Below are 13415 nucleotides of genomic sequence, written 5' to 3' on the forward strand. Positions count from 1 at the left end.
CCTATATCCCGTTAAGTGCGATCAGGCCGGAGCCGCGAAGGCCGGTAATGACAAACTCTACCGCCAGCGCGGCCAGGATGATCCCCATGATGCGGATGGAGACGGTGCGCGCGCTGTGTGAGACCATCCGGTCAAGGAAGGGCGCGACCAGCAGGGCGGCCAGCAGCAGGCCGACCACGATCAGCACCACGGCTGCGAACATCCCCATCTTCACCGGGCTGGTGGAAGCCTGCTCGGAGAAAATGATCAGCGTGGTGATCGTGCCGGGGCCGACCGTCATCGGGATGGTGAAGGGGTAGATCGCCGGATTGTCGATATTTTCCTGCGAGGCGCGCTCGCGCTCTGTGCCGGCGCTGGAGGTGTGGCGCGCGCCGGAAATCATCGTCAGCGCGATGGTGAAGAGCAGTATGCCGCCAGCGATACGGAAGCTGTCGATGGCAATGCCAAAGAGGCCCAGCACGAACTTGCCGGCAATCGCAATGGCAAAGCAGGCGATTACCGTGGCAATCGCCGCCTGAATGGCCATTTTGCGTTGCGCCTGCGGGGTGTTTCCAGCCGTCAGGGACAGGAAGACCGGCATGGCGGCAAGCGGGTTTATCATCGCAAACAACGCAGCGATAAACCGGCTGAAGAATTCAAGTTCCATGGCCCTGGCGGCGTCCGTGACTGGGGTGTTCCAATGCGCCTGCCACTACGCGCTCACGCCGGTCCATGCAAGGACAGCCTCACCATCATCACCGCATTGCCGCTATGTGAAAAAGCGGGAGGCGGGGCTGCTGGCAGATTGCCGGGGCGGTCAGCCACGGCTATTCGGTAACGCCAAGCAACAAGGCTCAGCCCATGCAATCTGACCCGATCCGCCTGGAGGTGCGCGGCGCGACCGCCCACCTCATCCTCAACCGGCGAGACAAGCGCAATGCGCTCAATGGGGCGATGTGGGGCGCTATTCCGGTCCTGCTGGAACGGGCGCTGACCCATGACGGCGTGCGTCTCCTGGTGGTCAGCGGGTCGGGGGGCAGTTTCGCGGCCGGGGCGGACATCTCCGAGTTTGAAGAGGTTTACGCCACGCCGGAGCGGGCGGAAGCCTATTCGCGCAGCATTGCGGCGGCGCTGGACACTCTGGCCGCCTTTCCCCGTCCCACCCTTGCCATGATCGAGGGCGCCTGTGTGGGCGGCGGATGCGGTCTGGCACTTGCCTGTGACCTGCGGTTCGCCGCCGAAGGCTCGCGCTTTGGTATCACGCCGGGCAAGCTGGGCCTCGTCTATACGCTCAACGACACGGCACGCCTGATCCGCGCAGTCGGTGTGCCGGTGGCCAAGGATATTCTCTTCTCCGGGCGGCTTCTGGATGCCGGGGAGGCGCTCTCGACGGGGCTCATCAATCGTCTGGTGCCGGCAGATCGGCTAGCGGGCGAGGTAGAGGCCTATGCCAGCCTGCTCAAGGCCACATCGCCCAGCTCGGCAAGGATCACCAAACAGCTCATCGCACTCGTCGAAGCCGGTCAGGCTGAGGACGACGACGCGACGCGCGCCCTCTTTCTGGAGGCGTTCTCAAGCGCCGACTTTCAGGAGGGCTACCGGGCCTTTCTGGAAAAGCGCATGCCGGAGTTTGGCAAGGACTAGGCGAACACGGCTCCCTTTGCCTGTTGCATCGCAGCAGGAAAAGCGCTTCGCTTCGCCGGACAAAAGGGCGGGGTATACCCGCCAGCAAAAACCGCTCGGGCAATGCCGGAGCAAGAGCTGCAAATACAATCAGGGGAAGATGATCCATGAGCGATATCCGGTTTGACGGCCGCGTGGCCATAATCACGGGCGCAGGTGCCGGGCTTGGCCGCTCTCACGCGCTGGCGCTGGCCGCGCGCGGGGCAAAAGTCGTGGTCAATGATCTGGGCGGCGCCGTCGATGGCACGGGCGGCTCGATCAGCGCGGCGCAAGCCGTCGTCAACGAGATCGAGGCCAAGGGCGGCGAAGCCATCGCGCACGGTGCGAATGTCACCAAGGCCGATGAAGTCGCCGACATGGTCGACAGCACCATGAAGAAATGGGGCCGGGTCGACATCCTGGTGAACAATGCCGGCATTCTGCGTGACAAGAGCTTCGCCAAGATGAGCCTGGAGGATTTCCGGGCTGTCCTTGACGTCCATGTCATGGGCGCGGCGACCTGCACCAAGGCTGTCTGGGACATTATGCGCGAGGCCAATTATGGCCGCGTGGTGATGACCAGCTCATCCTCGGGCATTTATGGCAATTTCGGCCAGTCCAACTATGGCGCGGCGAAGATGGGCCTGGTCGGCTTCATGAATGTGCTGCATCTGGAAGGGGCGAAGAACAATATCCGCGTCAACGCGCTATCGCCCACCGCGCGCACCCGCATGACCGAGGGTCTGATCCCGGAAGAGGCGCTCAAGCTGATGACGGTGGAGAGCGTGACGGCGGGCCTTGTCTACCTTGTCAGCGAAGACGCGCCGAGCCGCACCGTGCTGTGCGCCGGCGCCGGCGGGTATGCCGCCACGCGCATCTACGAGACGGATGGCATCTTCCTGCCCCCGGCTGAACAGACACCGGAAAATGTCGCGAAGCATTTTGCGCAAATTCTCGATCCCAAGGGTCAGGAACCCTACGAGCAGGGTGGCCAGCAGACCATGAAATTCATCGCCAAGGCAGCTGAAGCGGCCGGCGTGAAGCTGGGCTAGAAGGCAGCCTGTTTCCTCCCCCGCCTGCGGGGGAGGTGTCAGCGCAGCTGACGGAGGGGGGAGCCTTTTTTCGACAATCCCCCCCCTCGCCCCTTTCAGGGGCACTCCCCCCGTAAACGGGGGGAGACTCCGTGGATCCCCCCTGATCGTTGTTTGTTCGGGGTTTCCACTTGACTGGACAGGAATGCTAGCTAGCCCGGTTTGCGGTAATGGGTGATGCCCCAGGCCAGCAGGCCTTCATCGGCGGCCTTCACCCAGTTGGTGAGGCCGCCGAGCATGCGCTCCACATAAGCCTCTGACACCTCACCCTTCAGCTCATCGCGCCGGGCCAGAAGCTCGGCGCGCACGCGGGCATAATGGGTGCGCAGCTGGCCGGTCATATCCTCACAACCTGCATCTTCCAGGCCGAGCGCCTGAAGTGTGCGCCGATAGAAGACGAAGGAACCCAGGCTGGACAGGTGAATGCGGTCATAGACCGGCTGCAGCGCCGACGGGTCATCCACAATGTCGGCCTGCATCGGGTCGGTGAAGATGATCTCCCCGCCGGATTTGAGCGCGCGCGCGGCGTTTTTGAGAACGCGCGCGCGGTCGCCTGAATGCAGGAAGGCATCCTGTGACCAGACAATGTCAAAGCTGGCATCAGGGTAGGCGAGGTCCTCGAACGCGCCATGGTCCACCCTGATCCGGTCTGACAGGCCCTGCCTGGCGGTCAGTTCGCGATTGCGCGCATTCTCTACATCCGACAGGTTCAGGCAGGTCACATGCGCGCCGTGCTCGCGGGCGAGATAGCGCGCGGCGCCGCCATAACCCGCTCCCAGGTCCAGCACCCGCGCGCCGGGTTTCAGATTGGCGAGCCTTGAGGCCATGTGACTCACCGTCTTCGCGCTCGCCTCGGCGATAGGGCTCTGATCGGTGTCATAAAGGCCGACATGAATATCCTCTCCGCCCCAGATCAGGGCGTAGAAGCGGTCGGCATCATGGCTGTCATAGTAGGTTTCAGCTGTCTTCACGGCCTGCTGCAGATCACCTTGCATAGCTTTTCTCCGCCACATGGATGAAGAAATCCGGGTCGTGATCATTGTGCGTTTCCTGAAAGTCCCCGTAGGTGCGCACCCGCTGGAAGCCGATCTCTGTCATCAGACCGCGCACATAATTCTTGCGGAGCGGAAACATATTCAGGTGATAGACCGAGCTGTCGGGGAACTCGTAGCGGAAGCGCGCCAGGCTATCATCGACATATTCGGGCGCTGCCGAGACCTGGTCCCCGCAATAATAGTATTTGTGCTTGCTGTCGAAACCGACATCGAGGATCGCGTCGTAATTGCGCTGGTCCATTATAAGAATGCCATCATGCTTCAGTGCCGAGTAAAACTCGGCCAGCGCGCGGCGGCGATCATTCTCGTCATGCAGATGGGTGAAGGAATTGCCCAGGCAGATAATGGCGTCATAGCGCCCGTGAATGTCCCGGTTGAGCGCGCGCCAGTCGGCCAGCGCCGTATGCAGGACCAGGCCCCGCTGGCGGGCATTCTCGAACGCCTTGGCCAGCATCTCTGCTGACCCGTCTGCGCTGGTGACCTGAAAGCCTGCCTTGAGAAGCTGCACGGAGTGAAAGCCGGTGCCGGTCGCGACATCGAGAACGGACTTTTTTCCGCGTGCGCGCAGAATGTCGATGAAGAACTGACCCTCGCTCTCGGCGCGGGCATCCCAGTCGATCAGCTCGTCCCACTTCTCGACGAAGCTTTTGATGTATTCCTCGCGATAATGATCTGATTGCCTGACCTTCAAGGGATCATCGCCGTAGTTCTGCTTGGTGGCTTCTGGCTCTGCGCCGGTCTGGACGCGCGTTTCCACAGGGCCGGTCATGGACTGGCCTCCTTGAAATTGCTTTGCCCCCTCTTCGAAAAGCATGTCGCGCGGGGGACGGAACGGTGTGAGCGCGGGCACCATAGGTGATCCGGCTACTCAATGTAACCGCTCTCCATGGAAAGCTTTGATCCACGGCGCTGAGGGTCTAAGACTGGGCGCGAATGCGGGCGATCAAGGCACCGCACACGATTTCGAGGAGACAGAAACATGCGTGAAGCCGTCATCGTATCCACAGCCCGCACACCGATTGGCCGTGCCTATCGCGGCGCGTTTAACAATACCCAGGCCCAGGAGCTGGGCGGGCATGTCATCGCCGAGGCGGTGAAGCGTTCCGGCGTTGATCCGAAGGAAATCGACGATGTGGTGATGGGCGCGGCCATGCAGCAGGGCTCCACCTTCCAGAACACGGCGCGCCAGTGCCTCATCCGCGGCGGGCTGCCCACGACCGTTTCGGGTCAGACGGTGGACCGTCAGTGCGCTTCCGGCCTGATGGCGATCTCGATGGCGGCCAAGCAGATCATTTCCGACGGCATGACGGTCACGGTTGGCGGCGGTCTGGAATCCATTTCGCTGGTTCAGAACGAGCACATGAACATTCACCGCGCGTTTGATCCGTGGATCAACGAGCACCGCCCTGATCTCTATATGTCCATGCTGGAAACCGCCGAGATCGTGGCCGAGCGCTACAACATCTCGCGCGACGCGCAGGACGAATACGCGCTCCAGTCCCAGCAGCGCACCGCCGCCGCGCAGGCCGCTGGCAAGTTCGATGACGAGATCGTGCCGCTCGCTTCCAAAATGGGCGTGATGGACAAGGCCACGGGCCAGATTTCCATCGTCGACACCAAGCTGGAGAAGGACGAGGGCAATCGCGCCGACACCACGCTGGAAGGGCTGCAGGGCCTGCGCACCGTTCACGCGAACGGCCAGAAGGTGAAGGAAGGCAAGTTCATCACCGCCGGTAACGCCTCCCAGCTGTCCGATGGCGCATCGGCGAGCGTGCTGATGGAAGCGAAAGAAGCCGAGCGCCGCGGGCTCACCCCGCTCGGTGCCTATCGCGGCATCGCGGTGGCCGGTCTTGATCCGGACGAGATGGGCATTGGCCCTGTCTATGCCGTGCCGAAGCTTCTCAAAGCCAATGGCCTGAAAATGGACGATATTGGCCTGTGGGAGCTGAACGAGGCGTTCGCCGTGCAGGTGCTCTATTGCCGCGACAAGCTGGGCATCCCCGATGACCGGCTCAACGTCAATGGCGGGGCCATCTCCATCGGCCACCCCTATGGCATGAGCGGCGCGCGCATGACCGGCCACGCCCTGATCGAGGGCAAGCGCCGCGGGGCCAAATACGTTGTCGTCACCATGTGCGTCGGCGGCGGTATGGGCGCAGCGGGCCTGTTCGAGGTATACTAGCCTATCGGCAAACACAGGGAGGGGCGCATGCGGTTCATTTCGGCATTGGCAGGTGCGTTGTGCCTGCTGGCGGGCCTGTCCGCCTGCGCTCCTACCACGTCCGGCGGCTTGCAAAGCGCATTTTCGCCCATCCAGCCTGGTCCGGACTTCTCCCCGCGCCAGCCATCACGCCCCGAACTCTCCGGCTATATCGCTGAAGGACCGGGCTTCATGCTCGAGATGCTGTTCGACGAAGCCCCCGATGGCGGGGTGGAGATCGATACCATCATTGATACCGGCGCGGCCGCGCTTCTGACGCCCCGCCTGACCATGGCAGAGCCCTGGCTGGCAGATGGGGCGCAACGCTATGAGGGGCGGCTGGACCGGCATGGCGAGATTACGCTGACGCTGGAAGCAGGCCCGTGTGCCATCAGTGATACCCGCTACGGACTGTTTGCCAGCCTGCAGGTCGGCGGACGCGCCTATGAGGGATGTGCGCGCGAAACCGGACCGCATGTACGCTGGACGCACGAGATCGGCGAATTCCTGCCCGCTATCGAGGCGTGCCGCGCAGACAGCGCAGTATCCGCCCTTGCTCATGTGCGCGGCGCCGGCGAGCGCCGGGTGAGCCTTGCCTACCGCGATGGCGACAGCCAGATCGTGCGCTTTGAATATCCCGGCAATGGCCGGTTTGACTGCACCTACGCGCATGAGGCCGTGCGCTGGCGCGCGGTTTCCGACCTCGAACCGGCCCTGCCCGGTGAACGTGATCCCTATTTCCTGCCGGGCCGGATGCCCGCTGGCAATGAAGGATGCTATCTCTACGAACGTGTCCGCGATGCGCACGGCGAGACGCTGGGCGCGCTGGCCCATGATGCGTGTGCTGTCACGCCCGTCGGTTGAACGCTCGCGCTGATTGACCGACTCACGCCATTTTACTTTCCATGTTGATACTGGCCCTTGCCCTTTTTGCGCTGACACAGGCTGAGCCGGAGCAGGCCGGCCTCACCGATGCGTGGCTTGCCGGCGCTGGCGAGGGCTCTGCAGACCTCTGGCTGGCTCTTGAGGGGCAGCCTCTGTCCATAAACTCCGCCGCGACAGATGACGGCGCGCTGGAGCTGACGCTGGAGCGTTTTGCCTGCGCAAGCCGAGAAATCCTTCCCCCTGCCGGACGCCCGGTAAGCCGCCTGAACATGGCAGCCAACGGGCAAGGCGGCTGTGTCATCCGGCTGGAAGGACAGTGGAGCGCAGCGCAGGCTTTCCTGGGAGAGGGCGGCATTCTGGTGTCGCTTGACGGTGTGGCGTTCAGCCCTGTCCCCCTCAGCCCGGTTGCCGGCGCTGGTGCCGGGGCGGCCCGAACGGCTCCGGATACGAATGTGGCGGCGCCCGCTAGTGAAGGCACGCCGGAAACGGTGCAAGGCACGGCCAGCACCCCAAATGCGCCCGCCACGTCTCCGGCAGTGGCGACGGCGGCGGGCGGCGCGTGTGAGCAGAGCGCGGCGCGGCTGGACGACACTCCCTGGGATCTTGCGGCCATGTCCGGTCACGGTGATTGTCTGGCCGCCTCCGGCAGATCGGCCGATGCTGAAACGCTCTACGAGCGTGTCCTGGCCTTCGAGCCGGGCCATTACGGTGCCGCGCTGGGGCTGGCCCGCCTGCGTGCCGCGCAAGGTGATACCGCTGCCGCTGCTGCCTTGTTCCAGACAGCAGCCGATAGTGCCCGCACAGATGGCGAAGCACTGGCCGCACGCGGCGCCGCACAAAGCCTAGAGCAACGCTAGCCTCCGGCAGCGCCGGTTTTGTTTTGCCGGTTAAACTGACGGAAACCCATTCCTGCTAGAACACGTCTTGCCGGGCATAGACTTGGCTGGGTGTTCATCAAAGGCCGCATCCAAGCGGTTCTCTAAAGGGTTGGGGTGAAATCATGAAAATCGTGAAATCTGTCTGCATGGCTGCTGTACTGGCGTCGGGTCTGTTTGTTGCTCCCGCACTGGCAATGAACGAGCGTGAGACCGTCACTGTGGTGGCTCCCGAGTATCCGCGCGGTGCCGAGCGCCGTAATCTCGAAGGTGCAGTTTCTGTTCGCTACAACGTGACGCCGGAAGGCCAGGTCGCTGATGTGGAAATCGTCGAGGCGACACCGGCTGGCGTTTTCGACCGCGCCGTGCTGCGCGCGCTCGAGCAATGGCAGTACGCGCCCGCTGACGAGACGACCGAAGGCGTGGAACAGGTCTTTAACTTTGCGTTTGCAGGCTAGCGCCTAAGACTGAAAAGGCGGCGTCAGGGGTGATTCCCGGCCGCCTTTATTCGCGCCTGCGGCGTTAACCTTAACGGGGGCTAAAATGAAGCTCAACCTTCACTCGGTGCAGACACGGCTGAACGGCGCTTTTGCCCTTGTAGCACTGGTGGGGGTGGCGGCAGCTCTGGCTGGTGTCATTGCCCTGCAGAGCACGCGCGGCGCATTGGGTGAAGTGGTAGACGAAGCGGCGCCCATGGCGGCGGCAGCCGGTTCGCTGGAGGCAGCCAGCAGTGCGATAACCGGCGAGCTGGCCGCGTTCGCGCGCTCGGTTGATACCGTCGATATGGCCGCATCCGAGGCGCGCCTTCGCACCCTTACCCGGCAGGCAGGCGATGCTGTCACCAGGCTGTCCCAGGCGGGGCTGGACAATGCCCGCACGGCCAGCCTTACCGAACTGCTTGATGATCTTGCGGCCGGCGTTGAAGCGGCGAACGCGCCGACGGCCGCCAATCTTGATGCGCGCAATGCACGCCTCGACGCGATTGCCGCGGCCATCAGCGAGCGCGCCCAGGCTGTCTCGGCTCTGGAAGAGGCGCTTGAGAGCGCCGGTCAGGCCGAGCTTGAGACATTCTTGCGCCTCATCATCGATCTGAACCTGATACTGACCCAGTATGCCGAGCTGGATGGCGCCCTGTCAGCCGATGAAGTGGCCGACGTGGAGGCGCGCTACGAGCTCGCCATGGACGAGCTTCTCGTCAATCTCGCCATTCTGGGTGATGCGGCAACGCCCCAGATCACGCAGACCAGCGAGGCACTGATTTCGCGCGGCGAAGGCCCGCAAGGGGTATTCGCGCTGCGCCGGACCGAAATCGCGTCCGAGACCGCGGCGGCTGACGCAGTGGAAGATGCGCGCGTCGCACACGCGATGCTGGCCGTCGATATTGAACAGGTTGTCGCCGATGCCAACGCACTGGCCGAATCTGCCCGTTCCAACGGTTATAATGCCGTGTTGTCGGGCCAGATCCTGCTCATCGTCATGGCCATCGGGGCGGTTGTCATCGCTGGTGTCATCGGCTGGATCTACGTGAATGGCAATCTGCTGCGCCGGCTGACGCGTATTTCGCGCACAACGACCGCGCTCGCCTCAGGCGATACCGGACAGGCGCTTGATGATGAGGGCCAGGACGAGATTGCCGACATGGCGCGTGCCGTTGCCGTCCTGCGCGAGAACGAGATCGAGCGCTTGCGTCTGGCCAGCCAGAGCGAGGCCGAGCGCGCGGCGAGGGAACAGCGCACGAAGGCGATCGAGGCTCTGGTGCAGGAGTTTGAATCCACCTCCGGGCGGGCTCTTGAGGCTGTATCGCAGGCCGCCGGAGAGATGGAAATGGCGGCGAACGCGCTGACCGAAAGCTCGCACAGCGCGGCCGGTCAGACCGCCGAGGTCAACGAAGCCGGTGTGCTGGCCGCCCAGAATGTCGACACGGTTGCCGCGGCAGCCGAGGAAATGACCTCCTCGATTGCCGAGATCGCCCAGCAGATTTCACGTTCCTCCTCCATTGCGCGCAGCGCGGCGGACGAGGTGTCCGGTGCCAGCGCGGATGTAACCGCGCTCAGCGAGGCCGCAGGCCGGATCGATGGCGTCGTGCGCCTCATCAATGAAATTGCCGAGAAGACCAATCTGCTGGCCCTCAACGCCACGATTGAGGCGGCGCGCGCAGGGGAGGCCGGCAAGGGCTTTGCGGTGGTGGCGTCCGAAGTGAAGACGCTCGCCGAGCAGACCGCGCGGGCAACCGGCTCCATCTCCGAACAGGTCAATGGCATTCAGAGTGCTACCGGCAAGGCCGTCAGCGCCATCACCGCCATCGGCACGGTCATCCGCGAGATGAACGAGATCTCCACCGCGATTGCGGCGGCCATGGAAGAACAGCGGGCCGCAGCCGAGGAGATCACCCGCTCCGCGCAGGAAGCGGCCGGCGGCGCGCGCCGGGTCTCTCAGGCCATTCAGGGTGTTGACGCCGCAGCCTCTGAAACCGGCCAGTGCGCCGCGCAAGTCAACGAAGCTTCCCACGGTCTCACGCAGGAGGCAGGCACGCTGCGCACCGCGGTCGCCCGCTTCCTGGAAGGCGTTCGCGCGGCGTGATCTGAAGGGCGCTGAAAGCAGGTGAGTGCGCGCGCTTGCCTCTGCCCCGGCCTTTGCGTATATCCGCTGCCTCTGCCGTGAACCGCCGGTTCACGGCAACGGGTAGCCCCCTTGTGGCGGGATAGCTCAGCTGGTTAGAGCGCAGGACTCATAATCCTGAGGTCGAGAGTTCAAGTCTCTCTCCCGCTACCACTTTTCCCTAAGTCATTATATCTCTGAACTTATTCAGCTTTCCAGCCTTGAGGTGTCCCACAAACTGCCCCACAAGGGCTTGGAGTGAGGATGCCAAGGTATCGCATTATGAACCACCACATGAGGCGGCGGGGGAAGGTCTGGCAGCTCCGTAAACGGGTACCTCTCGACGTGCGCGAGGAGGTAGGCCGGGAGTGGCTTGAGGAGAGCCTCAGGACCGCCGATGTCCGCTTGGCAAGGCAGCGCCGAGATGCCCGCTTGCGGGAGCTGGAGCGGGAGTGGGATTTGATCCGCCGCGTCGGCAATCCAAGCGGCATTGAGAGCCTCTTGGCCGATGCAGAGATGGAGCGTCGCGCCGTTGAGCGCGGGATGGTGACGCCAGCGGTTCCCACTCTCGCTAGTCGCCTCGAAGACCAGCTTGATGACGCGGCAGGGGCGTGGGGACGCCGTGAGGGGCTGATAGACACGCACGGCAACGGGATGGCATTCGATGAGCTACGGGACCGCTTCGTTGAGGAGACCAAGGAAGGCGAGCGGCTCGGGACGCAGCTTGAGGCCCTGAGGGGCAACCTCCCGATAGCCGTCGCTGGCGAACGATGGCTTGCCAAGGCGCGCCTTACGGATGGCACCAAGCGAGAGTATCGCCGGTTCTTCTCCACAGCGCAGGCCAAGCTGCCCCTGCCTCAACAGGTCACACGGACGGACGCCCGGCTATTCATTCAATGGCTCGCAGAGGAAGGCGGAGAGGACGGGTCCGGGTTCTCCCGCAAGACAGTGAACAACCACCGCTCTGCCCTGTCCGCCCTTTGGAGCTACCTCGACTTGGACACTGCGATCTGGAGCGGCATCCGTTTCGAGCCTACCAAGGACGCGCTGAAGCGGGACGTGTGGACCCTAGAGGAGATCGTGCGCCTTCTCGACGCGGCCAAGGCACTTCCGGGGGAAGCTGGCGAGAAGCTCCCGCGCGTTATCCGTATCGCCCTTCATACTGGCGAGCGTGCCAAGGAGATTGCGGGGATGCGGTATGACGCTGAGAACGATTGGCTGGTGATCTCCCGCGACGCCACAAAGACGGACGCCGGGGAGCGCGCGATACCCTGCCCGGACGCTTTGCGGGAAGACGTGAAGGCGTGGGTGGCAGACCCGTGGTCTACGCAGAGCGTGTCGAACAGGTTCTCCGAGCTGAAACAGGGACTGGGGTTCAAGGGACGCGAGAAGGTCCTGCATAGCTTCCGGCACACGCTCCTCTCCCGCCTTCACGAACTTGGCGTGCAAGAGGCTACAGCGGCCAAGATCGCGGGCCATAAGCATACGGGTATGACCTACGGGCGCTATGGGGGGAAGGTGGCGGTCGAAAGCCTACGGGACACCTTGAACTCGCTGGCGTGGGATGAGCGCCTAGAGCTAGCGCGCAAGGGCATGGCCACCGGAAAGGGCAGCGTCCACAAGACCGCCTAGAAGCCCCGCACAGCGCCTCCAGCGCCTCTCCCTAAGCCACCGCCACCGCGACCGTCCCAACGCCCTCCTGAGGCCGCCTGACGGCCCTCCCGTGCATGCCCGCGATGCGGGGGCTATGTGGGTCCACAGGGGGCGCTGAGGGGCGGGGGTTTTGCCTCTGCCGTCACCCCGTGTCACGCGAGGCCCTGAGACGTCCACACAGCGGCGCGAACCGGCGCTAGGGGGTGCGAGTGCCAGCGCTTCTCAAGGCGCTCCTAGGGCATCTGAGGGAACGCTGCGGCGATGCTGTACCACGACAGAGAGGACCGGGTTGGGAGCGTCCCCTCCGTCATCGGTTAGGGCGGCACAGAGATGCCGCAGGGAAGCCTAGGCGCATACCTGGACCTTGTGGAAGGGACGCCGAGGGGGCTTCACAGGACGTCGATAGGACGCCTTGGTAAGTCCCTGAGACTACACGGCAATCCAAAAGCGACACTTAGTGGAAAGGTCCCTCCCTAAGATACCTCCCTAAGAAGGTCATTAAGACGTCTCTAGGACGTCTTAGAGACAGCCTAGGTATGCGCCTAGGTTTCCCTCAGAGGTCTCTCAGAGGCACTACCGATGAAGGAGGCGATAGCCTACTACCCTTTTCTCCACCCCCTACGCAGGCTCTGCGCAGACCACAGGACCTAGGCTGAGACTGCCTTGGGACGTCCTGTGGATACGCAGCGACAGCCGCTAGGAGGCCCTGCCGATGAAGGAGGCGATAGCCTCTCCCCTCTGACCACAGAGTAGGGGCGTGTCATGCGCCCGCTAGCGCCAGTCAGACAAGGGCTGGAGGCGTCGAAGTGACCCATGTGGGTCATGCAGTGCGCAAAGTCACGGCTCCGGCCCTGTGATGGCAGGGGAAGGCGCGGGGGTACCCGGAAACTCCCCGGCGCATTCTGGTAGAAAAATCTGAGGGGCCGTCTGATAGGAGGCGGGGAGGCCATCACCCCCCCCCGCCACCCTGTCAGAAAGCCAGCCAGAAAGGCGAGGGCCTCAGTCGGCTCCCGTCCCCTGTGCCAGCCGGTCCAGAGCCATCAAGGCCGCGTCGAGAGGGTCCAGCTCCCCGGCCAGCCGGTCGAGGTCAGTCGCTATCCCGGCCTTGGCCAGCTCTAGCCGGTCCATGTCTGAGGTAATTCTGCCCGCCTGTGCGGCCAGCTCGATACGGAGGGCTGTGATCGCCGCCCCGTCCCCTTGCCCGGCCTTGGCCATCGCGAAGGCCCGGTCTGTCAGTGTGTCCATGCGTGGCGTTCCTTTCGTTGATACGCAGCCTGAGAGGCCACGCTAGACGCAGGCCGGTAACGGTCAAGCCGTTGAGCTGTATGAGCTATCTCCCGTTCATCGCGACGTGGCGAGCGTCTCTGGCGCGGCCCCTGTATGGCCTAAAGACGCGCTGGGAGGGCCTAGCGGCGGC

Annotated in this window: 12 protein-coding genes and 1 tRNA gene; 9 read left to right on the forward strand and 4 right to left on the reverse strand. The window is 63.7% G+C overall.

Annotated features, from left to right (window positions below; genetic code table 11):
• Nucleotide 1 precedes the first annotated feature (1 nt).
• Complete coding sequence (locus tag X907_RS03420) at nucleotides 2-646, reverse strand: MarC family protein (protein ID WP_127565645.1); 645 nt, start codon at nucleotides 644-646, stop codon at nucleotides 2-4.
• A 194-nt stretch (nucleotides 647-840) separates the two neighbouring features.
• Between X907_RS03420 and X907_RS03425 the strand changes: the two genes are divergently transcribed.
• Both X907_RS03425 and X907_RS03430 read left to right on the forward strand, forming a co-directional pair.
• Nucleotides 841-1623 (forward strand): enoyl-CoA hydratase/isomerase family protein, encoded by a 783-nt coding sequence (locus tag X907_RS03425; protein WP_127565646.1) that lies wholly within the window; start codon nucleotides 841-843, stop codon nucleotides 1621-1623.
• A gap of 146 nt (nucleotides 1624-1769) precedes the next feature.
• Nucleotides 1770-2693 (forward strand): SDR family NAD(P)-dependent oxidoreductase, encoded by a 924-nt coding sequence (locus X907_RS03430; protein ID WP_127565647.1) that lies wholly within the window; start codon nucleotides 1770-1772, stop codon nucleotides 2691-2693.
• A gap of 191 nt (nucleotides 2694-2884) precedes the next feature.
• Here the strand turns inward: X907_RS03430 and X907_RS03435 are convergent, their stop codons facing one another.
• Both X907_RS03435 and X907_RS03440 read right to left on the reverse strand, forming a co-directional pair.
• Nucleotides 2885-3727: an SAM-dependent methyltransferase gene (locus tag X907_RS03435; protein WP_127565648.1), complete on the reverse strand. Its 843-nt coding sequence runs from the start codon at nucleotides 3725-3727 to the stop codon at nucleotides 2885-2887.
• On the reverse strand, nucleotides 3717-4556 hold the full coding sequence (locus X907_RS03440) for a glycine/sarcosine N-methyltransferase (protein WP_127565649.1): 840 nt from the start codon (nucleotides 4554-4556) through the stop codon (nucleotides 3717-3719). Before X907_RS03440 ends, X907_RS03435 begins: the two co-directional genes overlap by 11 nt.
• A gap of 210 nt (nucleotides 4557-4766) precedes the next feature.
• Between X907_RS03440 and X907_RS03445 the strand changes: the two genes are divergently transcribed.
• The 7 genes from X907_RS03445 (at nucleotide 4767) to X907_RS03475 (ending at nucleotide 11977) form a co-directional block, all read left to right on the forward strand.
• A complete protein-coding gene (locus X907_RS03445; RefSeq protein WP_127565650.1) occupies nucleotides 4767-5969 on the forward strand; it encodes an acetyl-CoA C-acyltransferase in 1203 nt (400 codons plus the stop codon).
• A 27-nt stretch (nucleotides 5970-5996) separates the two neighbouring features.
• Nucleotides 5997-6851: a hypothetical protein gene (locus tag X907_RS03450; protein WP_127565651.1), complete on the forward strand. Its 855-nt coding sequence runs from the start codon at nucleotides 5997-5999 to the stop codon at nucleotides 6849-6851.
• Nucleotides 6852-6892: 41 nt separating this feature from the next.
• Nucleotides 6893-7729: a tetratricopeptide repeat protein gene (locus tag X907_RS03455; protein ID WP_127565652.1), complete on the forward strand. Its 837-nt coding sequence runs from the start codon at nucleotides 6893-6895 to the stop codon at nucleotides 7727-7729.
• 143 nt (nucleotides 7730-7872) lie between these two features.
• On the forward strand, nucleotides 7873-8205 hold the full coding sequence (locus X907_RS03460; protein ID WP_127565653.1) for an energy transducer TonB: 333 nt from the start codon (nucleotides 7873-7875) through the stop codon (nucleotides 8203-8205).
• Between the two features lie 85 nt (nucleotides 8206-8290).
• Entirely contained in the window at nucleotides 8291-10327 is a 2037-nt protein-coding gene (locus X907_RS03465; protein ID WP_127565654.1) for a methyl-accepting chemotaxis protein, read from the forward strand.
• A 115-nt stretch (nucleotides 10328-10442) separates the two neighbouring features.
• Nucleotides 10443-10519: transfer RNA gene (locus X907_RS03470), tRNA-Met, on the forward strand.
• A 108-nt stretch (nucleotides 10520-10627) separates the two neighbouring features.
• Nucleotides 10628-11977 (forward strand): DUF6538 domain-containing protein, encoded by a 1350-nt coding sequence (locus X907_RS03475; protein ID WP_170175446.1) that lies wholly within the window; start codon nucleotides 10628-10630, stop codon nucleotides 11975-11977.
• Between the two features lie 1020 nt (nucleotides 11978-12997).
• Here the strand turns inward: X907_RS03475 and X907_RS03480 are convergent.
• Nucleotides 12998-13243: a hypothetical protein gene (locus X907_RS03480; protein WP_127565656.1), complete on the reverse strand. Its 246-nt coding sequence runs from the start codon at nucleotides 13241-13243 to the stop codon at nucleotides 12998-13000.
• Nucleotides 13244-13415 lie beyond the last annotated feature (172 nt).

This window comes from Glycocaulis alkaliphilus (assembly GCF_004000605.1).
GTDB classification, from domain to species: domain Bacteria; phylum Pseudomonadota; class Alphaproteobacteria; order Caulobacterales; family Maricaulaceae; genus Glycocaulis; species Glycocaulis alkaliphilus.

Coding starts and splice junctions, on each gene's coding strand:
- X907_RS03455 (WP_127565652.1), top strand. CDS start 6,893: ATGTTGATACTGGCCCTTGCCCTTTTTGCGCTGACACAGGCTGAGCCG.
- X907_RS03460 (WP_127565653.1), top strand. CDS start 7,873: ATGAAAATCGTGAAATCTGTCTGCATGGCTGCTGTACTGGCGTCGGGT.
- X907_RS03440 (WP_127565649.1), bottom strand. CDS start 4,556: ATGACCGGCCCTGTGGAAACGCGCGTCCAGACCGGCGCAGAGCCAGAA.
- X907_RS03450 (WP_127565651.1), top strand. CDS start 5,997: ATGCGGTTCATTTCGGCATTGGCAGGTGCGTTGTGCCTGCTGGCGGGC.
- X907_RS03430 (WP_127565647.1), top strand. CDS start 1,770: ATGAGCGATATCCGGTTTGACGGCCGCGTGGCCATAATCACGGGCGCA.
- X907_RS03475 (WP_170175446.1), top strand. CDS start 10,628: ATGAACCACCACATGAGGCGGCGGGGGAAGGTCTGGCAGCTCCGTAAA.
- X907_RS03420 (WP_127565645.1), bottom strand. CDS start 646: ATGGAACTTGAATTCTTCAGCCGGTTTATCGCTGCGTTGTTTGCGATG.
- X907_RS03480 (WP_127565656.1), bottom strand. CDS start 13,243: ATGGACACACTGACAGACCGGGCCTTCGCGATGGCCAAGGCCGGGCAA.
- X907_RS03435 (WP_127565648.1), bottom strand. CDS start 3,727: ATGCAAGGTGATCTGCAGCAGGCCGTGAAGACAGCTGAAACCTACTAT.
- X907_RS03425 (WP_127565646.1), top strand. CDS start 841: ATGCAATCTGACCCGATCCGCCTGGAGGTGCGCGGCGCGACCGCCCAC.
- X907_RS03445 (WP_127565650.1), top strand. CDS start 4,767: ATGCGTGAAGCCGTCATCGTATCCACAGCCCGCACACCGATTGGCCGT.
- X907_RS03465 (WP_127565654.1), top strand. CDS start 8,291: ATGAAGCTCAACCTTCACTCGGTGCAGACACGGCTGAACGGCGCTTTT.